This is a genomic window from Sinorhizobium sp. GQ132, assembly GCF_059758575.1.
The window spans coordinates 90,999-113,093 of the sequence record NZ_JCAXDX010000013.1 but is presented as its reverse complement, the minus strand read 5'-3'; the positions used below and the strand labels follow the sequence as shown (position 1 = coordinate 113,093).

Here is a 22,095-nt window from a genome sequence, read left to right as displayed (position 1 = left end):
GCGCTTTTTTCCGCTTCTTTCGTGTAGATCTCGGCCATTGCGAGCCGAGCCCAGCCATACATCGCCATCAACTCATGAGCCGTCGCGCTCTCGTCGGCGGCTATAGGACACTGTCCCCAAATCAGGACTGGCCATATCAACCAAGTGGTCTAGTCCATCCGCCCGAATGGTCTCTTTCGGTTTGAGGCCTTAGAAGCTTGGCAGGTAGCGCTATGCTTACTCACGTCGTGAGAGCGCTCTGCCGTAGCCCACCCGAAGGAGATGAAATGCTTTTACGCGGAACAAGCTTGGCCGACATCATCCGGGGTCTTTTTGGCAACAACGAGATTTGGGGTTATGCAGGCGACGATCATCTCTACGGCGGGCAGGGCGATGATAAGCTCTACGGTGGCGATGGCCACGATAATGTCGAGGGCGGCGCCGGCAACGACTATCTCTACGGCGGTCTCGGCGACGATAAACTCTACGGTGGCGATGGGAACGACTATATCGAGGGCGGCGCTGGGAATGACTATGCCGAAGGCGGCGATGGCGACGATCGATTCAAAGGTGGGGCTGGGAACGACACGTTCTTTGGCGGACGAGGAAACGACATTGCCGATGGTGGAGATGGCAACGACACGTTGCATGGCGGTGAAGGCCATGACCACTTTTTGGGTGGCCGTGGTAACGATGTAATCTACGGTGGCAATGGCGAAGAGTATATCGATGCTGGTGATGGTGACGACATCATCTTCGCTGGCGCGGGAAATGACGGCTTCAATAACCGCGTGAACCCCGCAACTGGGAAATTGACGCAGCAGGCGGTCAGCGGCGGCGCAGGCAATGACATAATCTATGGCGAAGGCGGCGATGACGCTCTTAAGGGCCAGTCGGGGAACGACCGTATGTATGGCGGGAGCGGAAACGACTTCGTCGATGGCGGTAACGGTGACAATTACCTGGATGGCGGCGACGGCGATGATGTGTTGGATTCGGAAGGGGGAACCGATGAGGCATATGGCGGTAGAGGCAATGACAGAATTTCCGTGGGGGCGGGCAACGATCGGGCGTTCGGGGATGACGGAGATGACATTCTGACAGGCGGCGCCGGCGACGATGATCTGCGTGGCGGCAACGATCATGATCGCCTGGTCGGCGGGGCGGGAAATGACACCCTCTATGGAGACGCTGGCGAAGACACAATCTCTGGCGACGGAGGAAGGGACGTACTCTGGGGCGGAGCCGACGCCGACCGCTTTGTCTTTCGAGGGCCGACGGTATTGACTGATCGGGATTCGGTGATGGACTTTCAGGATGGTCTCGACATGTTTGTCATCGAGAAGCTTGGGGTTAAATTGTATTCCAATACTGGGGCGGCAGGTACGATCTACGCGTACGATACCGCTGGCGGTGACGTGCTGGTGAAGGGCTTTGATTCCGGTGGACGCGAGTTTTCAATTCTCGTTGACGATCAGAACGGCGTTATCACCGCTACCAGTTTCTCGAGGGCAGACTTCATCTTCGCATAAGCACTCAAAAGGGGTGCCGCCAAAGCGGCCCTCTTTCGATCCCGTCTGTGACGCATCCTGGATTTCTCCAGCATTGACAGGGTCCCCGCCGAAGTTCGTTTACGGCAACGAGAATGGCTGGATAGCTGGGCTCTCTAACAATCCGTCCGATTGCAAGGGCGCGTGACCTGTCACGCACTACGTTCGGCCCGGATCATGAGCAGGAATGCGGCCAGATCGCGCCATCTGATGAAACGAGGTGCGAGTTCGCATGCCTCAGCCGTCGGCTGCGGCTCGCGGACTTCGACGATACGAAACCCGGCATCAGCGACGCCGTTGAGATATTCGCCGATAGTGCGGGGAAAGCGTGGCACCTCAAACGGCACGACGTCATCGTTGCTCGGACGGTCGCCAAAGCGCCATTTTTCGACGAAATCGGTTCGGTCGAAATAGCGCGACACCACCAGCCCCGTCGCCCTCCCGTCGCCCTCCTTCTGCCATCGCAAGCCGGGAGTAATGAAACAGGGGTGCAGGATGCTGAAGGCGACAAACCCTCCGGGGCGCAGCAACCTGAATGCCTCCCGCATGGCGGCTGGGAAGTCCGGCCCGTCCATCAATGCCATGGTTGAGACGACGGCATCGAAGGAGGCATCCTCGAAACCGGTGTTCTGGCTGTAAGATTTAATCGCGTAGTGGATGCCGAGCGGCTGCTGCTCTTCAATAGCGCGAGCATGGCGGATCATCTGCTCCGAAAGATCGATGCCAGTCATGCGAGCGCCCATTGCGGCGAACCGTCTCGTATTGGAAGCTTCGCCGCAGCCGAAGTCGATCACGTCCAAGCCGCTGATTGAGGGAAGGAAGGCCAGGAATGCCGGGAGCGTGAATAGGTCTCGATAGGTATCGTAACCCTGTCGAACATCATGTGCCCATTGATCGGCATTGTCGTTCCATCGGGCCGCAACGTCCGCCTCCGATAACTGGGTCACGCTGTGCTCCTTTTGGGGATACGATTTGTCCATGTTTGTTTCGAACGAGCCGGCAACAGTATGATACTACGTCCACCGCTGAGAAGAGGACCAAATGAGCGACGACATCCATCGCGGCGTTCTACACGGACGACGCTATTTTCTTGCCTGCCACCCATGACGTGATCAAGGGGCCCGCCGGCGTCGAGAAATTCTTTGGCGGAATCTTCGGCATGGGCGTGACGGGTCACAAGCTTGAATTGATCGAGGCGCAAGGCGAGGGCAACCTGCTGATCGGCACAGCGAAATGGTCGGCCAAGGGCAAAGACGCCAAAGGTGCCGATCAGCCATGGGCTGGGGTGGCAACCCATGTCTTTGAGAAACAGGCAGACGGCAGCCTGAAACTCAGAGTGCACACCTTCAACTGACAGATCCACGTCTCCCGGGAAGCCAAGAGGGATAGTGAACTATCCTGCAAATGGCCTTCGGCTTCTTTGGGGCCGCCGGCAGCCACGACGGGTTCCGACCGCCGGGGCGATGATCGACCCGGTGGGCGGCGCCTCCGGTTCCCGCTCGACGGCAAGTATGCTCATCACGATAGAGATGAGCACGAGTATGAGCACCAGAAAGGCGAGTCCCGCTTTATCCATCCCCCATCATGGCAAGCTGAATGCGAGCAAACCGGGGCAAACATCGACGAAGAAGGTCACCGATGCCTGTCACGGTTAATTTTATTTGAATCAGGCCTGTTCCCGCGCAACCGGGCATCTCGACACCGGACGGCACACAGTTTTCCCGCGAATGCTCCGGACGGCTGCGTTCCGTCCGGCCGATCGTGCCACCCGCGGCATTCGGGAATGCAGCGTCAGTTTTCAGTATCTCCGCCTTGTCGCCGCAGCTGGGTACCTGACGCTCTTCCAGCAGTTGCGCGAAAGCACGGCCGAGCAAATCTCTCCTGGCAGTGCCCTGGCCTTAGGCTGCCGCGCTCCGCGCCTCGTGCAATGCCGCCCGAACATGAACGTGGTGGCGCAAAATGAGCGCATAGATCGCCGCGTAAATGCCGATCACGATCACGCCCACCCATTCGACCCTGAACGGCGTGAACTGGTAGGCCATTACCAGGCCGAGCTGAAGAAGGAAGTGCAGCGGATAGTATGCTCTCGCGCCGAGCCGCGACTTCGTCCAGCCGAGGTTGAGGCCGTAGAGACGGATCAGGGAGTCGAGCGAATTCACGACAAAGATGATGCCGACCGTGACCATGAACCAGTTCAACCAGGCCGGAATGACGATCTGCTGCTGGAAATAGATGTAAAGCACCGCGAACCACACTGCCAAGGGGATCGAAGGCAGGAGGACCATTGCAACCGCCAGCCGCCATGTCCTCAGCCCTCCGACGAACATGGAAACGAACTGGCCGATCATGATGCTCCAGGAGAACCACCAGAAGAGGTAGAACTCGTGATATTCTGTGATCGGACTGACGAAGCGGTTCAAGTTGGCAAAATAGTCCGACAGCAGGCCCACATTCGATACGAGCCCGCTGAGGCCTGTATTGCTGTAGAAAAAGGCGGCTGCCAAAAGGGCCGCGAGAGCCAGGGTCACGAACATCCATGTCGAGGTGACCGCCAGCCACTTCATGAAATTGACGTTGCTGCTGGAATAGACGGACGCCGCGATGACGGCGACGACGATAGCCCAGCGCGCCGGCATCGAGATCCCCTCGATATAGCTCGGCAAGGCCGTGAGGAAGAGATAGCAAGTGAACGCGCATGTCGCGATGACCGTGAGATTGTAGACCCATTTGACGGCCGCGATCTCGAAGATCTTGAGTCGCGGTTCGAGCACCACGAAATAGAAGGCCGAGAGGAAGTACATCATCCAGACCAATGGTCCCCACATGCCGAACTCGATGGCGAGCGGATTGGTGAAGCCATAGGCGCTATCGGCCGCATAGGCGGGAAACTCGGTCAGGGGGAGCATGACCAGGCCCATATCGAGACCAGCCGTGAACAGCAGCGCCACGAAGGTGTATATGCCGACGGGAGTTTGCCCGCGGCAGTAGACATTGCCCCAGCGGACGATCACGAAGACGGCGCTGAGAAGGACCGCCGCATAGGCGGTGCTGATGATGTAGCTCACGGCAGATCTCCCCCTCTTGTCGTCCCGCCGCATCCGATCGGACGGGAGCGGCATGAGGCCACAAGCATGCCGGTTTCAAATGTCCATGAACGACGCGGCGCTAATCGTGAACGACGCGCACCGCGGCCGTTTCGAGCCGCAAGCGATCGAAAATGGCCCTGAAGGTCCGCAGATCGAGAGGCTCACCGGAGACGTGTCAAATCCACAGGGCGGTTGTTGATGATCGCTTCCATCGAAAAAAAGCCCGTCACGGTGGCGAGGTCGAAATTTGTGATGAGCTTCTGATAGAAGGCGTCATAGCCGGACATGCCCCTGGTGACGACTTTGATCAGGTAGTCCCATTCTCCGCCGATACGGTAAAAGTCGATCACTTCGGGAAGTCTCTCGACATGTGCCCTGAAGCCGTCGCTCCACTCCTTGGAGTGATGTCGGGTGCGAATCATCACGAACACGATGAGATCAAGGCCCAACGCGCCGATATCTATATCGCTATGGGACCCGCGGATCATTCCGATCGAGTGAAGCCGCTGAAGACGGCGCCAACAGGCATTTTGCGACAGCCCTACCTTCTCCGCCAGTTCGCGCTGCGAGAGGTTCGAATCCTTTTGCAGAGCCGCGAGAATCTTCAGATCGAATCCATCGACTTTGGCTTGAGACTCGATCATGTGACACAAAATCCGGGAGGAACTGCAGAAAATAGGTGAACATTTCGACGGTGCGGCAGAATACAATCGATGTCAACATTCAAGCCTCGGGAGGTGATCGTGCAAGCTGTCCGCCATGAGCCGAAAGATAACGTCACGCCTCTCGAGCGGTTTCGCCGAGGGCTGGACCGCGGCGATCTTATAAACTTCCTGCGGGATGATCTGGTCGGGGCCACGTCGCGGATCGAAGGCCCCTACGGCATCAGGAACCTGATCTATGCCGACTATGTTGCATCCGGACGGGCGCTTGGAACGGTTGAACGCTTCATCCTCGAGGAAGTCCTGCCATTTTACGCCAATAGCCATACCGAGGCTTCCTACTGCGGCGGGTTCATGACCCGCATGCGAAGGGAGGCGCGGGCGTTGATCGCCGAGTGCTGCGGAGCGGACGAGAGGCATGCGGTCATCTTTACCGGATCCGGCGCGACTTCGGGGCTGAACCGCCTCGTCAAACTGTTCGGCGTCACCGAAGCGATCGCGGCAGGGAAGACCGTGCGGGTCATCATCGGTCCGTATGAGCACCACTCCAACATACTTCCCTGGCGCGAAAGCGGTGCGGAAATCGTCGAGCTGACCGAATCGCCCGAGGGCGGCCCGGACCTTTTCCTTCTGGATCAGGCTCTGCGAAGCGGATCTTGCGACCTGACCATCTGTACATTGTCCGCGGCCTCGAACATCACGGGAATCACCAGCGACGTCGCCGCGATTACCGACTTGGTGAAATCGGCCGGGGCCAAGATGATCTGGGACTATGCAGGTGCCGGACCCTATGTACCGATTTCGGTGTCGCCGAGCGGTTCTGCGGAGATCGACGCCATCGTTCTCTCGCCGCACAAGTTCATCGGCGGCCCGGGCGCTTCCGGCATTTTGATCGTTCGGCGCGACGGTCTGGCCACGAGCAAACCCTCCTGGCCGGGCGGCGGAACGGTGAAATTCGTCTCGCCGGAGACGCACGACTACAGCGACAGCCTCGAAGCGCGCGAAGAGGCGGGGACACCGAACGTCGTCGGCGACATCCGGGCGGCCCTCGCCTTTGTCGTCAAGCACGCCATCGGATTGGAGGAAATGGCGCGGCGCAATCGCCAGCTTACGGTTCGTGCCTTTTCCGCATGGAAGGATGTCCCGCAATTGGAGATACTTGGTCTTCCGGCGCTGGACCGGCTACCGATTTTTTCCTTCCGTATCCGCGACGGCAAAGGGGGGTATATGCACCAGCAACTCGTTACTCGCATGCTGAGCGACCGGTTCGGCATTCAGGCCCGTGGCGGTTGCGCCTGCGCCGGGCCCTATGTTCACAGGCTGCTGTCGATCGATGCGCAGCAGTCAGAGCAGATGCGCCAAGCCATTCTCGCCGGCGACGAAATAAAGAAGCCCGGCTTCACGCGGCTGAATTTCAGCGTTCTGCTCTCGGACGAAAAGGTGAAATTCATCCTCGATTCCGTCGCGAAACTGGCTGCCGACGCTCCTGCGTTCGAACGGGATTACGACTTCGATCCGGCACGTGCGATATTCTTCCCTCGTGTAGCGGCCGAGAAGGGAAGGGCACATGCACAGGCCTGATGTAGCCGCCTTTTACGACGCGGCCACGTGCAGCATTCAGTATGTCGTGGCCGACCCCGAAACGGGAAAATGCGCGATCATCGATCCGGTGCTCGACTTCGATCAGAAATCGGGTTCCACCGCGACGACGAACGCCGACGCCATTCTCGATCATGTGGCCAAGCAGGGTTTGAGTGTCGAATGGATACTGGACACCCATCCGCATGCGGATCATTTCTCGGCGGCACGCTACCTCAAGGATCGAACGGGGGCGCCCACTGCCATCGGCGAGCACGTGAAAAGCGTGCAGCAGATCTGGAAACAGATCTACAATTGGCCGGATTTCGTTTGTGACGGTTCGCAATGGGATCGGCTGTTTCGCGACGGCGATATGTTCGAACTCGGGAATCTCGAAGCCCGCGTACTGCACTCGCCTGGGCATACGCTGGCGTCGATCAGCTATATCATCGGCGATGCGGCCTTCATTCACGACACGTTGTTCATGCCTGACAGCGGGTCCGCCCGCGCGGATTTTCCCGGCGGCAGCGCCGAGAGCCTGTGGAACTCGATCGAGGCCATTCTTGCCCTTCCGGGCGAGACCCGCCTCTTCACCGGACATGACTATCGGCCAGGCGGCCGTGAAGCTCTGTGGGAAAGTACGGTGGCGGAACAGAAAGCCAATAATACGCATGTCGCCGGAAAAACACGGGCGGATTTCGTCAATCTGCGGGAGGCGCGCGACAGGACCTTACCGATGCCCAAGCTGATTCTGCATGCCCTGCAGGTCAATATTCGCGGCGGAGAACTGCCGGTCGCAGAGGATAATGGCCGCCGCTACCTCAAGATACCGCTGAACGCCTTTCCCGGTGCCGTCTGGGAATGACGAGGACAGGGACGGCCTTCGTCCGCCGCAAACCGGGCGAAGGGGACCCGCGGCAGGGCTCCACACGCGGGTGCTCGATCCGTGCAAATGCGGTGGCGAGGCGATTCGCACCAGGCGACCACGGGGCTTACGCTTGTTCCGCGACGGCACGATGAGGTTCACATTATGGACCTCGCTGCACGAGGAATATATCTCATATTCAACGGTTTAGTTCAGCGTGTTGCTTGATGGTTTCCTTTCACCTACAAAATGGACCTGATCGAACGTTTGCTTTGGAGGGCGACGGACGATCTGGAATGTCGATCCGATGCATCCATTTTCTTCGGACGACACCTCCGGGAGGAGCTTTGACGTCGTTCATCCCGCCGCGATTCGCGCGGCTGGCGCGCAAGGCGATCGAACGGTTCGTAAGGGAGGAAGCCGATGACCACCACGACGGAGGGCGTGTCCGAATTCGCCGTGCTCGCCGAGACGATGGAGGCCCGGCCGGGTTCGCGGCTGATGCGCCCCGTCGAAGCGCTGTCCGCCGCTCTGCTTGTGGCGATCATCGCCATGCTGCTCTCCGGCGTAGCCTTTCGCTACGGCCTGTCGAGACCGATCGTCTGGATCGATGAAGCCGCATCCATCGCCTTCCTGTGGCTGGCCATGCTCGGTTCGGCGATTGCGATCGACCGTTGCGAGCATCTGCGGCTGACCATTCTTCTCAATGCCCTCGGCGAAAGGGCCCGGCAGTTCACCGAAACGCTCGGCATGGTCGCTATCATGGCGTTCCTTCTCGTCCTGCTGCCGGCAGCTTACACCTATGCCGCTGGCGAAATGGACATCACTTCGTCGGCCTTGAACATCCCGGCGGGCTATCGTGCCGCGGCCATTGCAGTCGGCATGGTCCTGATGGTGCTGCTGGCCGTCGCTCAACTGATCAGAACCGCCAAGCCGTTCGACGTGGTGCTGGCCGTGGCAGTCGTGCTCGCGGTCGCTTTGGTGCTCTGGTTGCTGACGCCTGCACTCAGCTCGTTCGGCAACGGCAACATTCTGATCTTTCTCGTCGGCGGTGCTGCCATCTGCCTCGCGATGGGCGTTCCGATCGCCTTCTGCTTCGGCATCGCGACGCTTCTGTTTCTCGCCTTCACGACGTCGATGCCGCTGGTCGTCATGATCGGCCGCATGGACGAGGGGATGTCCAGCCTCATTCTGCTGTCGGTCCCGGTCTTCGTGCTTCTCGGCTGCATTCTGGACGCGACCGGAATGGGCAAAGCGATCGTAGATTTCCTCGCCTCCATGCTCGGCCACGTCAAGGCCGGCATGTCCTACGTTCTGTTGGGCTCGCTCTTTCTCGTGTCCGGCATTTCCGGGTCGAAAGTCTCGGACATGGCGACGGTTGCCCCGGCGCTGTTTCCGGAAATGAAGCGCCGGGGTCACAAGCCGAAGGAGATGATAGCGCTGCTCGCGACCGGGGCCGCCATGGCCGACACCGTACCGCCGAGCATCGTGCTGATCGTTCTCGGCTCGGTGGCCGGCGTTTCGATCGCCGCTCTGTTTACCAGCGGTTTTGCCATCGCTCTCGTGTTGCTGGTCGCGCTTGCCGCGCTTGCACGCATCAAGGCCGCCCGAGAAAATGTCGACGGCGTCGTGCGCCCGTCGCTGAAACACATCGGCGGCACGGCGCTGATCGCGGCGCCGGCCCTGGTACTGCCGTTCATCATCCGCAGCGCGGTCGCGAGCGGCGCGGCGACCGCGACTGAGGTCTCCACCATCGCGGTCGTCTACGCCTTCATCATCGGCACTGTCCTTTATGGCGGCATCGGCATGCGCCGGACCTACAGGATGCTGGTCGAGACCGCCGCGATGAGCGGTGCGATCCTCCTGATCCTCGGTACCGCCGCGGCGATGGCCTGGGCGCTCACCCAGACCGGGTTCGCCTTCGAGCTCACCGATATGATGAGCGGCCTGCCGGGTGGATGGTTCACCTTCATGCTGGTCTCGATCGCCCTGTTCATGCTGCTCGGCTGCGTGCTCGAAGGCCTCCCTGCGATCGTGCTCCTGGCGCCGATCATGTTTCCGATCGCGCGTGCGATGGGGATCCATGACGTCCACTATTCCATGGTCATCGTCACCGCGATGAACGTCGGACTGATGGCACCGCCGATCGGCATCGGCTTCTACATCGCCTGCAAGATCGGCAACGTTTCGCCCGACGAAGCCATGGGAGCGATCTGGCCCTATATCGGCGCGATGGTGCTTGGCCTCTTGTTGATCGCCGCCGTGCCCTGGTTCTCGCTCGCATTGCTGTGAGCCCGCCATCCCATATTCATCATCGACGATCAGGAGGAGAACAGAGCGATGAAAATAACCCGTAGAACGATGCTGCTCGGTACTGGAGCAGTTGCGCTTGGGGCTTCGATCCGCACCAGGGCCCATGCCGCGGACTTCACCTATAAGCTGGCAAACAACCTGCCGGTCACCCATCCGCTCAACATTCGCCTGAAGGAAGCCGCCGACAAGATCCTGGAGGAGACGGGCGGCCGCCTGAAGATCAACATCTTCCCGAGCAGTCAGCTCGGCAACGACACCGAAACGCTTTCGCAGCTTCGCAACGGCGCAACCGAGTTCTTCTCGCTCTCGCCGCTGATTCTCTCGACCCTGGTGCCCAACGCTGCCATCAGCGGCATCGGCTTCGCCTTCCCCGACTACGACACGGTCTGGAAGGCGATGGACGGAGAGCTGGGCGCCTATGCGCGCGGTGAGATCGAAAAGAAGGGCCTCGTGCCCATGGAGAAGATCTGGGACAACGGCTTTCGCCAGATCACCAGTTCGACCAAGCCGATCAACACGCCGGAGGACCTCAAGGGGTTCAAGATCCGCGTTCCGCCGAGCCCGCTCTGGCAATCCATGTTCACCGCCTTCGGGGCTGCACCGACCACGATCAATTTCGCGGAAGTCTACACGGCGCTCAGCACCGGCACCGTCGATGGCCAGGAAAACCCGCTGGCAATCGCCTCGACCGCCAAGCTCTACGAGGTGCAGAAACATTGCGCCATGACCAACCATATGTGGGACGGTTTCTGGATGCTGGCGAACAAGCAGGCCTGGGAAACCCTGCCGGAAGACATAAGGGTGATTGCGGCCAAACATCTCAACGAGTCGGCCATCGCCCAGCGCACCGATACCGCCAAGGTGAACGACACGGTACGCGAGCAGCTCACCCAGAGCGGCATGACGTTCACCGACCCGGACAAGGCAGCTTTCCGGGAGACGCTGAGATCGGCGGGTTTCTACGCCGAATGGAAGGGAAAATTCGGCGACGACGCCTGGGCCATCCTCGAAAAGGCCGTAGGCACCAGCCTCGGCTGACCACCTGAGCACGACGAGGCGGGCGGCCGTTCACCCGGCCGTTCGCCGACCGATGCAGCGACGCGGCGCGTTCTTCCACGAGCGCGTGGCGCCTTCCGAGGTTTCGAAGTGACAGACCGTCTCAAGGGAAAATCGGCAATCGTCTTCGGTGCGGGTTCCTCCGGCCCCGGCTGGGGCAATGGCAAGGCTGCCGCCGTGCTTTATGCGCGTGAGGGCGCCAAGGTCGTCTGTGTCGACGTCGACAGGGAGGCAGCCGAGGAAACGGCGGCAATCATCGCGGCGGAAGGCGGCCAGGCCCTAGCCGTCGCCGCAGACGTCACCGCTCTCGCATCTGTCGAAGCGGCGGTGGCGGCCGCACGGCAGGCATTCGGCACCATTTCCATTCTGCACAACAATGTCGGCGTCACGCATATGGGTGGACCGGTCGAGTTGTCGGAAGCACAGTTCCAGCAATCCGTGGATCTCAATCTCGGCTCGGTGTTCCGCACCGCCAAGGCTGTCATCCCGCACATGATCGAAGCCGGCGGTGGCGCCGTCGTCAACATCTCGTCGCTCGCAGGCATCCGGTGGACCGGCTATCCCTACTTCGCCTATTACGCGACGAAGGCGGCGGTCAACCAGGCGACGGTCGCGATCGCGGCTCAATATGCGCCGCACGGAATCCGCGCGAACTGTGTCGTCCCCGGCTTGATCGACACGCCCCTGATCTACAAGCAGATCTCCTCGCAATACGCCTCCGCCGAGGAAATGGTGGCAGCCCGCAACGCGGCGCTTCCGGGCGGGCGCATGGGCGATGCCTGGGATGTCGCCAATGCAGCGCTTTTCCTTGCCTCCGACGAAGCGAAATTCATTACCGGCGTTTGTCTGCCGGTCGATGGCGGCCAGAGCTGCACGATCATGGGGGTACACTGAAACATGGGCGATGCGGCCGACAGGGACATGACCGGTTCGCAAAGCGTCGATCGTGCGGCCAAGCTCCTGTCGCTGGTCGGCCGCCAGATGGACGGCATGTCTCTGAGCGCCGTCGTGGAGCAGAGCGGCCTCAACAAACCAACGGTTCGCCGCCTCCTGCTTGCCCTGATCAGGGCCGGCCTCCTGGAGCAGGACGACCGCGATCGGCGCTACTATGTCGGTGAAGAAGCGTATGTGCTCGGCACCCTCGCATCGAGCCGGCACGGGCTCCTGCGCCTGTCGACGGAAAGCCTGCATCGCCTGGCGCAGAAGACCAGCGACTCCTGCTTTCTCTCCGTACGCCGCGGAGCGTCGTCGGTCTGTCTCCACCGGGAGGAGGGGAGCTTTCCGATCCGCACCCACGCACTCCAGGCGGGCTTCGTGCACCCGCTGGGCGTCGGCGCCGGCTCTCTGGCCATGCTTGCGGCTCTTCCCGACGAGGAGGTTTCGTCCGTTCTGGACCAGAATGCCGCCGTGCTCGAGGAGCAGTTTCCGATGCTCGGGCCGGACGAACTGCGCCGCCGCGTCGAGCTTGCCCGCGCTCAGGGCTATGCGGTCAATCCCGGCCTTATCCTCACCAACTCCTGGGGTGTGGGCGTCGCAATCCGCTATCCCGGCGGCGGCGTCGCCGGGGCCATCAGCATTGCCGCCATCGACAGCCGCATGCAGGAGCCGCGGCAGAGCGAATTGGCAGCTCTTCTCAGGCAGGAAGCTTCACGCATCGAGAGCAAGCTCGCCGAGCAGTTCCGTGACCGCGGGACGCGACACATAGCCTCCATTGCAAGACCTCTCAAAAGGAGATTGTCCAGATGACCAAGGCGCAGATCGTAGGCTGGGCCCACTCCCAGTTCGGCAAGACCGACTACGCGGACACAGAGGCGCTGATGGCCGCGGTCGCGGCGCCGGCACTTGCCCATGCCGGTCTTGCCGCCTCGGATGTCGACGGCATCTTTGTCGGAGTCATGAATGGCGGCTTCTCCAAGCAGGAGTTTCAGGCCGCACTTGTCGGCATGACCGACGAGGCGCTTGCTCACGTCCCGTCCGTGCGGCTTGAAAATGCGTGCGCGACAGGCTCGGCGGCGATCTATACGGCGATGGACTTCATCGAGGCCGGCCGCGGCCGCATCGCGCTCGTCATCGGTGCCGAGAAGATGACCGCCGTTCCGACGGCAGCAGTCGGCGATATCCTTCTGGGCGGCAGCTACCGGAAAGAGGAAGGCGACGTGGAAGGGGGCTTTGCCGGCGTCTTCGGCCGCATAGCACAGCATTACTTCCAGCGTTACGGCGACCGTTCCGAGGAACTTGCGATGATCGCGGCCAAGAACCACGAAAACGGCGTAGCCAACCCTTACGCGCATATGCGAAGGGATTTCGGTTTTGCGTTCTGCAATACCGTTTCGGAAAAGAATCCGATCGTCGCGGCCCCCTTGCGCCGCACCGACTGCTCGCTCGTCTCGGACGGGGCGGCCGCCCTCGTGCTCGCCGACGCGGACACGGCTGCGACGCTGCAGCGGGCAATCGCCTTCCGGGCCCGCAGCCACGTCAACGACGTGTTTGCGCTCAGCCGCCGGGACATGCTGGAATTCGACGGGCCACGGCGGGCCTGGAAAGCGGCACTTTCCATGGCCGGCGCCACGCTGGACGATCTCTCCTTCGTCGAGACGCATGACTGCTTCACCATAGCCGAGATGATCGAATACGAGGCGATGGGACTGACCGCACCCGGCGAAGGCTACCGTGCGATCCGCGACGGAACCACCACCAGGAGCGGAAGCCTGCCGGTCAACCCCTCCGGCGGCTTGAAATCCAAGGGTCATCCGATCGGCGCGACGGGGGTCTCGATGCATGTCATTTCCGCCATGCAGCTTATGGAGGAGGCGGGTGAAATGCAGATCCCCGGCGCCGGTCTCGCCGGCATCTTCAACATGGGCGGCGCTGCCGTCGCAAACTATGTCTCCATCCTGGAACGGGCGAAATGACGAGCAACGAACCGCAGGGCGGCGTCACCCCCGTTTCGACGCGAGTCATGAACCTCGGCAATTTCCTTTCGCAGGCAGCGAGACGCAATCCGGACGAGATCGCCCTCGTTCACGGCGATCACCGGTGGCGCTGGAACGAGCTGGAGGCGCGGGTCGACGCCATGGCATATGCGCTCGTCCATGAGTTCGGCGTGCGCAAAGGAGACCGGATTCTCGTCCACTCCGCCAACTGCAACCAGATGTTCGAGTCCATGTTTGCGGCGTTCAGAGCAGGTGCGGTCTGGGTTCCCACGAATTTCCGGCAGCTGCCGGAGGAGGTCGCCTATCTGGCCGAATCGAGCGGTGCCAGGCTGGTGATATTCCAGGCCGCCTTCGAGGCCCATGCCGAAGCATGTCGAGCTGCGGGCGAGCAGATCGGATCATGCATCCCGATCGGCGCGTCACGGGTCGGCGAAGACTATGACGCGATCGTTGCGCGCAATCTTGGAAAGTCGATTTCGCCCGCTGCCGTCGATCGCGATGATCCATGCTGGTATTTCTATACGTCCGGCACCACCGGCCGCCCCAAGGCTGCCGTGCTGACGCACGGGCAAATGGCCTTCGTCATCAATAATCATATCGGCGATCTCTTTCCGGCTACGACCCATCGCGACCGGTCGATCGTCGTTGCGCCGCTGTCGCACGGCGCCGGGATCCATCAGCTGTGCCAGGTCGCACGGGGCGCAACCACGATCCTTTTGCCGTCCGAGAAGCTCGACATACCGCAGTTCTGGGCCCTCGTCGAAAAATGGAGGGTCAACAACCTCTTCGCCGTACCGACTATCGTAAAGCTGCTCATCGAGGATCCGTCCGTCGACCGGTACGACCACTCGTCGCTGCGCTATGTCATCTATGCCGGTGCGCCGATGTACCGTGCCGATCAGAAAAAGGCGCTGGAAAAGCTCGGCGCCGTCCTGGTGCAGTATTTCGGGCTCGGCGAAGTGACGGGAGCGATCACCGTCCTGCCTCCCGCCTTCCACAGCGCGGAGGACGGCCCGGATGCGCGTATCGGCACCTGCGGTTTCGAGCGGACGGGCATGCAGCTGCAGATCCAGGACGACGACGGCAACGAAGTCCCGGCGGGCGCGACCGGCGAGATCTGCGTGATCGGCCCGGCGGTTTTTGCCGGCTATTATCGGAACCCCGAGGCCAACGCCAAAGCGTTTCGCAACGGCTGGTTTCGTACCGGCGACCTTGGCCATGTCGATGCGCAAGGCTTCCTTTACATCACCGGCCGCGCCTCCGACATGTTCATTTCGGGCGGGTCCAACGTCTATCCGCGCGAGATCGAGGAAAAGCTCCTGATGCATCCGGATATCAGCGAGGCGGCGATCGTCGGCGTTCCCGATCCGGTCTGGGGAGAGGTCGGCATCGCGGTTTGCGTCGCACGTGACGCTGCGTCGGTCGACGCGGCGGCTCTGAGGGAATGGCTGGACGGGAAGATTGCCCGCTACAAGCTTCCGAAGAAGATCGTGTTCTGGTCCGAAATGCCAAAATCGGCCTATGGCAAGATCACCAAGAAGCTGATCCGCGAGGAACTCGAACGGCGCGGCGAACTGGACATCGGTTCCGTTGGCATCGGGGACCGCAGGAGTGCTGCCCCATGAGCGATGGAATGAAATCCGTACTCGTCACGGGAGGAGCATCCGGTATCGGCCTCGAAATAGCGAGACTTCTCAACGATCGCGGCTGGAGGGTCTATCTGGTGGATCGCAATGCCGATGCGCTGGCGGACGCATGTCGCGCGATCCCGATCGATCCCGCGCAGGCAATCGCCTGCAGCGTCACGGATGAAAAGGAGGTCGCATCGGCCATCGAGACCGCGGCGGCGAGGGCACCGCTGCGGGCGGTCATCAATTCGGCGGGCATCGCGATCGACAGGCCTGCCGTCGAGACCAGCGTCGACGATTTCCGCCGCATTCTGGACGTCAATCTGACCGGCACGTTCATCGTCTGCCGTGAGGCGGCGCGTCATTGGCTGGCGACGGCCACGCCCGGTGCAATCGTCAACATCTCCTCCGTATCGGGTCTTGTCGGCAACAAGGGACGCGCCGCCTACGGCGCCTCCAAAGGCGCGGTCAATCTGCTCACCTACATTCTCGCGACCGAGCTCGGACAGGATGGAATTCGCGTCAATGCCATCGCTCCCGGTGCCATCGACACGCCTTTGTCGCGTGCCGTCCATACGGATGACGTGCGTGCGCAATGGCACGAGCGCATCCCCCAGCGCCGCTACGGTTCTTCGGGCGAAATCGCGGCCAGCGCGGCGTTCCTGATCTCGGAGGAGGCGAGCTATATCAACGGCCAGGTGCTGGCGGTCGATGGAGGATTCGTCAACGCCGGTCTGGCTTTGAAAGGACGATGATGCGGAGCCTCCGCCAACCCGGCGTGCCGTTCACGCCGAGGGTGATCTCTCTCGGGTGCCACGCCGAGAAGACGCGATTGACCTTCAAACCGGGCCGGAGCGTGCTCGAAGCCGTCCACGAGGCGCTCGCTGAAAAAGGCTGCGACAGCGCGATCGTAGAGGTCAGGGGCGGTGCGTTTGCGCCGCTTGCCTATGTCGCACCGACTCTCTCGCATGACGGTCTTCATGCCGCCTGGTACAGCGACATACATGCGCCTAATGGCCACGCGCCCATCGAAGATCTGGTCATGACATTCGGCCGGCGCGACGGGGAGCCGTTCCTGCACGGCCATGGTGTCTGGCGGCACGAGGACGGTTTCCGCGCGGCCGGGCACGTGATGCCGAAGGATTCGCAATTCGCCGAACCGGTGGAGGCGGAAGCCTGGATACTGTCGGGCGCCATCATGGATCAGCTGGAGGACAGCGAGACCCGATTCCGTCTGTTCACGCCTGTGCCTCATGCCGCCGCACCGGCCATCACTCCGCGGCGCGCCGTTCTCTGCCGGTTGAAGCCGAACGAACCGATCCATTCGGCGATCGAGCGCACGGCAGCCGAGCACGGAATCGAACGGGCGACGTTGCACGGCATCGGCAGCCTCGTCGGCTGCACGTTCGCCGACGGCCAGGTCATGGAATCGGCCGCTTCGGAATTGCTCATTCGCAAGGGGACGCTTTCACCCGAGCGGAGCGGACAGGCCAAAGCGAAGCTCGACATCGCGATCGTCGATACGGAATGCACCATTTTCGAGGGTGAGATAGCCTACGGCGTTGACGCCGTTTGCATAACGTTCGAGGTGCTGATCGTCGAAGAGTGACGGTCGAGGGCGAGCCTCACTCCTTCTTCGCTGTGTTTCGCCGCTCGAGCAATTGCTGGAAAATATCGGCCTGCCGGTCTGCCGCCGAGCGTATGGCGGCAAGGTGGTCGAGCATCGCGCCGAAGGCGACGAGGAGGAGGCCGCCGGCAATCGCCGGAAAGGCCCAGGGGAGGACGGCGACGAGGGTTCTCACGTCGGGAGAGGGAACCAGTGTCATCGCCAGCAAAACCAGCGTTCCGATGACGATCGCACCGCCCAAGAACTCCAGAAATCGTCCCATCCTTCCTCCCCGTATGTTTCGGCGTGCGCGGTTACATCCCGTCCCGGTTCCGCAACCCGTCTCCTGATGCCTGCTGCGTCCTCATGGCGGAGCCGATATGCCTTCAGAAAAAACCCGGCGATTGCCGGGTCATTGATCGAAACTCCTGCGGCGATCAGAATTTCACGCCGACGCCGACGGTAAACTGGTGTTGGTCGAGGTCGACATCGACGCCGCCCACATCCTTGTCTCCGAAATCGTTGTAACGATATTCCGCGCGTCCGAAGACGCTGTCGGTGAAGCCGTAGTCGACGCCTGCGCCGATGGTCCAGCCGTTGAAGGTTTCCTTTTCCTTGGACGCGCCGGCGACATCGACGAAGCCGCGCGTTACAGCCCAACCGCCTGTGCCGTAAATCAGCGTCCGGTCGTTTACGGTGTAGCCGAGGCGGGCGCGCACGGATCCGGAAACATCCGTCCCGGTTTCGGTGTTGGACCCGAAGACGGTGACGGTCTCATCGTTCCAGTTGTAGCTGACATCGCCCTCGACGCCGACGACCCAGTCGCCATGCTGATAGTTGTAGCCGGCGAAGGCGCCGAAGAGGCCGCCGCTGAATTTTTCGGAGGCGCTGTCGCCCGGGACGCTGAGGTCGCTGTTCAACCAGCCACCCCCGCCCTGCAGGCCGAGATAACCGCCCGTCCATACGAAGCTGGATACCGCCTCGACCGTCGGCGCCGGCTCCGGTGCCTGTGCCAAATCGGCTGCATGGGCCGCTCCCCCGAGCAGCGAAGCCCCGAAGACTGCAACAAGCACATTTCTGATCATCACAGATGCCTCCTGTTGTTGCGGCAGAGATTAGCAACATATCGGGAGCGAGTCTGCGAAAAACAACGCCCTCGAACCGCCCGTTCCAGGGGAAAGAAAGAGGGCCGGCGGTTCGTCCGGCCGGCCCTTCCGAAAGTAGCGGAAAAAGGGGAACATCATCTCCGAGCGGGCCTGCAAATGCCCGCGAAGAGATCGATTGCCGGTCGATAATGCCCTAACGCTCGTTTCCCATTTGACATACTGCGCATAAAATTTGACGTTATGCGCATGATTGCGAACCGTTCTGCACAATCGCCGATTGAAGTCGTGGTGGTCGTCCTGCCCGAATCGTCGATCATGTCCTTTGCCTCGGTCCTCGATCCGATGCGCGCGGCAAATCGAGTGGCGGGGCACGAGGTCTTCCGCTGGCGGCTTCTGTCCGCCGACGGCCAGGCGGTGATGCTGACCTGCGGCGTGCCGATTGCCGTGGACGGAAGTTTCACCTTGCCCGTCGTGGGAGATCTTCTTCTCATCATCGGCGGGTTCAATCTTCACAGGCACGCCGGCAAGCGCTTTCTCGCGACCCTGCAGGAATGTGCGCGACATTTCGACATCGTCGCAGGCGTCGAATCCGGGTGCTGGCTGCTCGGCCGTTCCGGGCTCATCAATGGCCGCAAGGCTACGGCCCATTGGGAGGAGCTCGAAGATTTCAGCCAGGCTTTTCCGGAATTGGAGGTGATCGGCGACCGTTTCGTGATCGACGGAAAATACTGGACCTCAGGCGGCGCGTCGCCGACCTTCGACATGATGCTGCATCTCGTCGCGGAGAGGCTCGGGCCTGCACTGGCGCTCGATGTTGCGAGCATTTTCGTCTACGACCAGATGCACGGCCCGACGGATGTCCAGCCTTTCGTCTCGCTCGGCCGCATAGAGGCACGCGACCCGGAGCTTGCCGCGGCCATCAGGCTCATGGAGCGCACGCTCGAGCGTCCGATGACCGTCGCGGCGCTGGCGCGCCGGCTTTCCGTCTCGCAGCGCAAGCTCGAAACGCTCTTCGCCAAAGGCCTCTCGACGAGCCCCGGCGCCTATTACCTGCGCCTCAGGCTGCAGGTCGCCCACCGGCTTGTACGTGATACCGGAATTCCGATGCGTGACATCGCCCTGCGTTGCGGATTCGACAGTCTCTCCGCCTTTTCGCGCGCCTATCGCCGCGAATACCGGACGAGCGCATTGAAAATGCGCAGTGCACGTGGCGCAGGTGTTACACCGGACGCATCAGGCTGAGGTCTGTTGAAATTCGGATAGCCCCCGCGGCTTGTTTTCCTCAACGGCCGCTGTAGTGATCGAGAGGGGCAATCGACTTGCGCCAAAACGGTCACCTTCGTGCGTGTCCGGTCGACCCGGCAAGTGAGCAGGCCTCTTCGAATTCCTTGACCGTCTCCGGTTCGTTGTCCTCCGGCAGCACGGCATCAGCCATGTCGGCGCGGTCAGCCGAAGCGGCTGCATCGCCTTCGTAGACATAGGACTGGATGTAATAGGCCAGTTCACCCTTCCATACGTTCCTGCCGTCTATCTGCCGGCAGGCCACGGCAGTTTCGAAGTCGGACTGGAGATCATCGACCGTCGCGGTGGCCGAGACGAGACTCGAAGGCGCCGCGAGTGAGGCAATCAACAAAGCGGTAAACATGGTGGCAGCCCTCCGGAAGCGAACCTATGGGGAAACGGCGGGATGATTCCTTGGTTCCCCTCGATAGAGGGCGATTCCGATTCGGAAGGAAGCAGCAATTTTACACGAATCAGTTTTTGCTGAAAAGCGATGTGTATGTGCCACACCATCTCGAAATGCGCGGAAACGAGAGCGTGAGCATTTCCGCGCACCGAAGAAGCGCGGAAATGCTCTGGATCACGATGATTTCAGGCCGTGTCGACCAGGATCATGAACATGATCTATAAGTGTGAGCGGGATGCGGTTGAAAAGCGCATAGACTTTACTCATCCCGCTCCAATGCCTCTTACTGAACGACCTGGACGACCGTGTAGGTTCTTGGGTCGACGATCACGCGTTGGTTGTTGACCACGGCGAACGCGTAGGAGGGGTTCTCTGGAACGGGCGTCAGAGCCACGGTCCGCGGTAGCGGACGACCGACGGCGATCCGCTCCTGCAGCACAACGGTATCGGCGGGAACCGGCTGCTGTCGCACATAGGTTACGACCTGCTGCGGCGGAGGAGCGATAACCGCGCCGGCGACGAGGCCGACCGCGCCACCGATGGCAGCGCCGACGGGACCGCCAACAATAGCGCCGGTAACGGCTCCGCCAGCGGCACCCGTCACCGCGCCTTGGTTGGTGTCGTTTGCAATAGCGGGCGCGGCAAAGATGCCCGTTGCGACCGCGGTAACAATAAAGATCTTGGCGTTCATCTATCGTACTCCCTTGATATACGATGATAGAACGACTAATCGTCCAATTTGTTCCTGATCTTACTGACGGTTGAGCATCGATATATAGTAACGATACGTTACTTTGGTGAAATGTACCGTGACGGCGGGCGGGTTGCAGGCACGACCCGGCGCCTGGGGAAAGCCCCAGAGCGACGCTGCCCGAAGGGACTACTGGGACACCGCTCTGGGGCCACTCGCGGGGTCCGCCGTCCAGCGGCGGCTGGCTTTGGACCTCCCGATCTCTCTGCAACAATCGCCGATGGATTAGTTGCAGCCTTCCATGCGAACAATATCGCAGCCGGCAGTCCAGCGTATCGGACCTTTGGCCGGCCAAGAGCCTTATGACCCAGGGACCAAAGTCCGGCAGATCAGTGATTTGTCTGCGTCTACGGCCGCATCCGCCGCAAACCGCGCACGCATCGAAGCCGCGGCGGGACGTGGAGTTACGGCGATAAAAAAGCCCCGCTCGATGGCGGGGCAGGCACGCATCCGCTTGGCAAACGAAATGCGGGGAAAGATGTAGCTCCAATGCAGCTACGACGCGGACGCTATCTCTGAGCCGAACGGGTGGGAAGGTCTGAATCTCGGTTTCCGGTACGCCGCTGCGAATAAATCCGCGGGAATCCCTGGTGAAGCTGCGAAAAGCCGGGATCGGCTGGCCGCGCCATGGAACGATCTTCTCAGTTCAGCTCAAGCCGAAGAACGACAAGATCGCTATCACGATCACAACGAGGCCGACGAGGTAGATAATCTGATTCATCGATCAACTCCTTTCTTCACGAGTGAACGGCCACGCCGCGGGTAAGTTCCAGGCCGGCGATAAACGCGGGGCCGGCCTGGGGCCTTAAACCGAGCCTGCGAGGGCCGCTCTTACCGCCGTCAGGTCAGTTGATGACCTGAACGACCGTGCGCGATTTCGGCTCTACGATGACACGCTGCTCATTGACCACCGCATATGCATAGGTCGGATTCTGCGGGACCGGCGTCAGCATAACCGTTTCGGGAACAGGCTTGCCGACCGCGATCGGCTGCTGAACGACGACCGATGGCGGTGCCGGCTGCTGCTGAACATAAGTGACCACTTCGGGGGGAGGCGGCGTGAGTGCGCCGCCGAGCGTGGCGCCAACCACCGCGCCGACCCCGGCCCCGATCGGGCCGCCGAGAATGGCGCCGGTGGCGGCACCGCCGACCATGCCGGTTGCCGCGTTGGTACCGTCGGCTTGCTGCGCGACAGCACCGCTGGCGATGAGCGCGACAGTCGCAGTAATAAATACGAGCTTCTTCATAGCATTTCCTCTCGTTGAACTCGTCACTCAACGGGGAAATAAGCAAGC

Annotated in this window: 20 protein-coding genes and 1 pseudogene; 13 read left to right on the top strand and 8 right to left on the bottom strand. The window is 61.3% G+C overall.

The genetic code is table 11. From position 1 onward, the window contains the following. Positions 1 to 266: 266 nt before the first annotated feature. Positions 267 to 1,511: a calcium-binding protein gene (locus AC6CIG_RS25405; RefSeq protein ID WP_437407686.1), complete on the top strand. Its 1,245-nt coding sequence runs from the start codon at positions 267 to 269 to the stop codon at positions 1,509 to 1,511. Positions 1,512 to 1,681: 170 nt separating this feature from the next. Here AC6CIG_RS25405 and AC6CIG_RS25400 read toward each other — a convergent pair whose 3' ends face one another. Continuing rightward, complete coding sequence (locus AC6CIG_RS25400) at positions 1,682 to 2,509, bottom strand: class I SAM-dependent methyltransferase (RefSeq protein ID WP_498324061.1); 828 nt, start codon at positions 2,507 to 2,509, stop codon at positions 1,682 to 1,684. Positions 2,510 to 2,583: 74 nt separating this feature from the next. Here AC6CIG_RS25400 and AC6CIG_RS25395 point away from each other — a divergent pair. After that, positions 2,584 to 2,883: pseudogene (locus AC6CIG_RS25395) on the top strand (YybH family protein); the annotation flags it as partial. 544 nt (positions 2,884 to 3,427) lie between these two features. On the opposite strand, the gene AC6CIG_RS25390 reads toward AC6CIG_RS25395, so the two are convergent. Beyond that, complete coding sequence (locus AC6CIG_RS25390) at positions 3,428 to 4,594, bottom strand: BCCT family transporter (RefSeq protein ID WP_127709976.1); 1,167 nt, start codon at positions 4,592 to 4,594, stop codon at positions 3,428 to 3,430. 182 nt (positions 4,595 to 4,776) lie between these two features. Further along, on the bottom strand, positions 4,777 to 5,259 hold the full coding sequence (locus tag AC6CIG_RS25385; RefSeq protein ID WP_018095023.1) for an Lrp/AsnC family transcriptional regulator: 483 nt from the start codon (positions 5,257 to 5,259) through the stop codon (positions 4,777 to 4,779). Positions 5,260 to 5,358: 99 nt separating this feature from the next. Here AC6CIG_RS25385 and AC6CIG_RS25380 point away from each other — a divergent pair, with 99 nt between their 5' ends. From AC6CIG_RS25380 to AC6CIG_RS25335, 10 genes are all read left to right on the top strand, one after another. After that, entirely contained in the window at positions 5,359 to 6,858 is a 1,500-nt protein-coding gene (locus AC6CIG_RS25380; protein WP_026168600.1) for an aminotransferase class V-fold PLP-dependent enzyme, read from the top strand. Beyond that, complete coding sequence (locus AC6CIG_RS25375) at positions 6,845 to 7,720, top strand: MBL fold metallo-hydrolase (RefSeq protein WP_018095021.1); 876 nt, start codon at positions 6,845 to 6,847, stop codon at positions 7,718 to 7,720. The genes AC6CIG_RS25380 and AC6CIG_RS25375 overlap by 14 nt, the downstream gene beginning before the upstream one ends. Positions 7,721 to 8,143: 423 nt before the next feature. After that, positions 8,144 to 10,012, top strand: a complete 1,869-nt coding sequence (locus AC6CIG_RS25370) for a TRAP transporter large permease (protein WP_018095020.1) — start codon at positions 8,144 to 8,146, stop codon at positions 10,010 to 10,012. Positions 10,013 to 10,060: 48 nt separating this feature from the next. Beyond that, on the top strand, positions 10,061 to 11,071 hold the full coding sequence (locus AC6CIG_RS25365) for a TRAP transporter substrate-binding protein (protein ID WP_437407688.1): 1,011 nt from the start codon (positions 10,061 to 10,063) through the stop codon (positions 11,069 to 11,071). Between the two features lie 108 nt (positions 11,072 to 11,179). Continuing rightward, a complete protein-coding gene (locus AC6CIG_RS25360) occupies positions 11,180 to 11,983 on the top strand; it encodes an SDR family NAD(P)-dependent oxidoreductase (RefSeq protein ID WP_127709970.1) in 804 nt (267 codons plus the stop codon). A 3-nt stretch (positions 11,984 to 11,986) separates the two neighbouring features. Then, a complete protein-coding gene (locus AC6CIG_RS25355) occupies positions 11,987 to 12,835 on the top strand; it encodes an IclR family transcriptional regulator (RefSeq protein ID WP_018095017.1) in 849 nt (282 codons plus the stop codon). Beyond that, on the top strand, positions 12,832 to 14,001 hold the full coding sequence (locus AC6CIG_RS25350) for an acetyl-CoA acetyltransferase (protein ID WP_437407689.1): 1,170 nt from the start codon (positions 12,832 to 12,834) through the stop codon (positions 13,999 to 14,001). Before AC6CIG_RS25355 ends, AC6CIG_RS25350 begins: the two co-directional genes overlap by 4 nt. Then, positions 13,998 to 15,647 (top strand): acyl-CoA synthetase, encoded by a 1,650-nt coding sequence (locus AC6CIG_RS25345; protein WP_437407690.1) that lies wholly within the window; start codon positions 13,998 to 14,000, stop codon positions 15,645 to 15,647. The genes AC6CIG_RS25350 and AC6CIG_RS25345 overlap by 4 nt, the downstream gene beginning before the upstream one ends. Continuing rightward, complete coding sequence (locus AC6CIG_RS25340; RefSeq protein WP_127709964.1) at positions 15,644 to 16,405, top strand: SDR family NAD(P)-dependent oxidoreductase; 762 nt, start codon at positions 15,644 to 15,646, stop codon at positions 16,403 to 16,405. Before AC6CIG_RS25345 ends, AC6CIG_RS25340 begins: the two co-directional genes overlap by 4 nt. Continuing rightward, the gene (locus AC6CIG_RS25335; protein ID WP_437412224.1) at positions 16,402 to 17,259 is read left to right on the top strand and encodes a PCC domain-containing protein; all 858 of its coding nucleotides are present in this window, start codon (positions 16,402 to 16,404) and stop codon (positions 17,257 to 17,259) included. Before AC6CIG_RS25340 ends, AC6CIG_RS25335 begins: the two co-directional genes overlap by 4 nt. A gap of 16 nt (positions 17,260 to 17,275) precedes the next feature. Here AC6CIG_RS25335 and AC6CIG_RS25330 read toward each other — a convergent pair whose 3' ends face one another. Continuing rightward, positions 17,276 to 17,539, bottom strand: a complete 264-nt coding sequence (locus AC6CIG_RS25330) for a hypothetical protein (RefSeq protein WP_018095012.1) — start codon at positions 17,537 to 17,539, stop codon at positions 17,276 to 17,278. Between the two features lie 154 nt (positions 17,540 to 17,693). After that, positions 17,694 to 18,341: an outer membrane protein gene (locus AC6CIG_RS25325; RefSeq protein ID WP_437407691.1), complete on the bottom strand. Its 648-nt coding sequence runs from the start codon at positions 18,339 to 18,341 to the stop codon at positions 17,694 to 17,696. A gap of 261 nt (positions 18,342 to 18,602) precedes the next feature. On the opposite strand from AC6CIG_RS25325, the gene AC6CIG_RS25320 reads away from it, so the two are divergent. Next, positions 18,603 to 19,604, top strand: coding sequence for a GlxA family transcriptional regulator (locus AC6CIG_RS25320; RefSeq protein WP_437407692.1), 1,002 nt, complete (start codon positions 18,603 to 18,605; stop codon positions 19,602 to 19,604). A 91-nt stretch (positions 19,605 to 19,695) separates the two neighbouring features. On the opposite strand, the gene AC6CIG_RS25315 is transcribed toward AC6CIG_RS25320, so the two are convergent. The 3 genes from AC6CIG_RS25315 to AC6CIG_RS25305 all read right to left on the bottom strand — a co-directional run bounded on the left by AC6CIG_RS25315 (position 19,696) and on the right by AC6CIG_RS25305 (position 22,047). Then, complete coding sequence (locus tag AC6CIG_RS25315) at positions 19,696 to 20,007, bottom strand: hypothetical protein (RefSeq protein ID WP_018095009.1); 312 nt, start codon at positions 20,005 to 20,007, stop codon at positions 19,696 to 19,698. Positions 20,008 to 20,332: 325 nt separating this feature from the next. Then, positions 20,333 to 20,740, bottom strand: coding sequence for a DUF1236 domain-containing protein (locus AC6CIG_RS25310; protein WP_437412226.1), 408 nt, complete (start codon positions 20,738 to 20,740; stop codon positions 20,333 to 20,335). Between the two features lie 905 nt (positions 20,741 to 21,645). Then, a complete protein-coding gene (locus AC6CIG_RS25305; RefSeq protein WP_100673203.1) occupies positions 21,646 to 22,047 on the bottom strand; it encodes a DUF1236 domain-containing protein in 402 nt (133 codons plus the stop codon). Between the last annotated feature and the right edge of the window lie 48 nt (positions 22,048 to 22,095).

What these genes read in the sequence shown, in the direction of transcription:
- AC6CIG_RS25405 (WP_437407686.1), top strand. Translation starts at nt 267, where the DNA reads ATGCTTTTACGCGGAACAAGCTTGGCCGACATCATCCGGGGTCTTTTT.
- AC6CIG_RS25400 (WP_498324061.1), bottom strand. Translation starts at nt 2,509, where the DNA reads ATGGACAAATCGTATCCCCAAAAGGAGCACAGCGTGACCCAGTTATCG.
- AC6CIG_RS25385 (WP_018095023.1), bottom strand. Translation starts at nt 5,259, where the DNA reads ATGATCGAGTCTCAAGCCAAAGTCGATGGATTCGATCTGAAGATTCTC.
- AC6CIG_RS25375 (WP_018095021.1), top strand. Translation starts at nt 6,845, where the DNA reads ATGCACAGGCCTGATGTAGCCGCCTTTTACGACGCGGCCACGTGCAGC.
- AC6CIG_RS25370 (WP_018095020.1), top strand. Translation starts at nt 8,144, where the DNA reads ATGACCACCACGACGGAGGGCGTGTCCGAATTCGCCGTGCTCGCCGAG.
- AC6CIG_RS25365 (WP_437407688.1), top strand. Translation starts at nt 10,061, where the DNA reads ATGAAAATAACCCGTAGAACGATGCTGCTCGGTACTGGAGCAGTTGCG.
- AC6CIG_RS25355 (WP_018095017.1), top strand. Translation starts at nt 11,987, where the DNA reads ATGGGCGATGCGGCCGACAGGGACATGACCGGTTCGCAAAGCGTCGAT.
- AC6CIG_RS25350 (WP_437407689.1), top strand. Translation starts at nt 12,832, where the DNA reads ATGACCAAGGCGCAGATCGTAGGCTGGGCCCACTCCCAGTTCGGCAAG.
- AC6CIG_RS25345 (WP_437407690.1), top strand. Translation starts at nt 13,998, where the DNA reads ATGACGAGCAACGAACCGCAGGGCGGCGTCACCCCCGTTTCGACGCGA.
- AC6CIG_RS25340 (WP_127709964.1), top strand. Translation starts at nt 15,644, where the DNA reads ATGAGCGATGGAATGAAATCCGTACTCGTCACGGGAGGAGCATCCGGT.
- AC6CIG_RS25335 (WP_437412224.1), top strand. Translation starts at nt 16,402, where the DNA reads ATGATGCGGAGCCTCCGCCAACCCGGCGTGCCGTTCACGCCGAGGGTG.
- AC6CIG_RS25330 (WP_018095012.1), bottom strand. Translation starts at nt 17,539, where the DNA reads ATGGGACGATTTCTGGAGTTCTTGGGCGGTGCGATCGTCATCGGAACG.
- AC6CIG_RS25325 (WP_437407691.1), bottom strand. Translation starts at nt 18,341, where the DNA reads ATGATCAGAAATGTGCTTGTTGCAGTCTTCGGGGCTTCGCTGCTCGGG.
- AC6CIG_RS25320 (WP_437407692.1), top strand. Translation starts at nt 18,603, where the DNA reads ATGCGCATGATTGCGAACCGTTCTGCACAATCGCCGATTGAAGTCGTG.
- AC6CIG_RS25315 (WP_018095009.1), bottom strand. Translation starts at nt 20,007, where the DNA reads ATGTTTACCGCTTTGTTGATTGCCTCACTCGCGGCGCCTTCGAGTCTC.
- AC6CIG_RS25310 (WP_437412226.1), bottom strand. Translation starts at nt 20,740, where the DNA reads ATGAACGCCAAGATCTTTATTGTTACCGCGGTCGCAACGGGCATCTTT.
- AC6CIG_RS25305 (WP_100673203.1), bottom strand. Translation starts at nt 22,047, where the DNA reads ATGAAGAAGCTCGTATTTATTACTGCGACTGTCGCGCTCATCGCCAGC.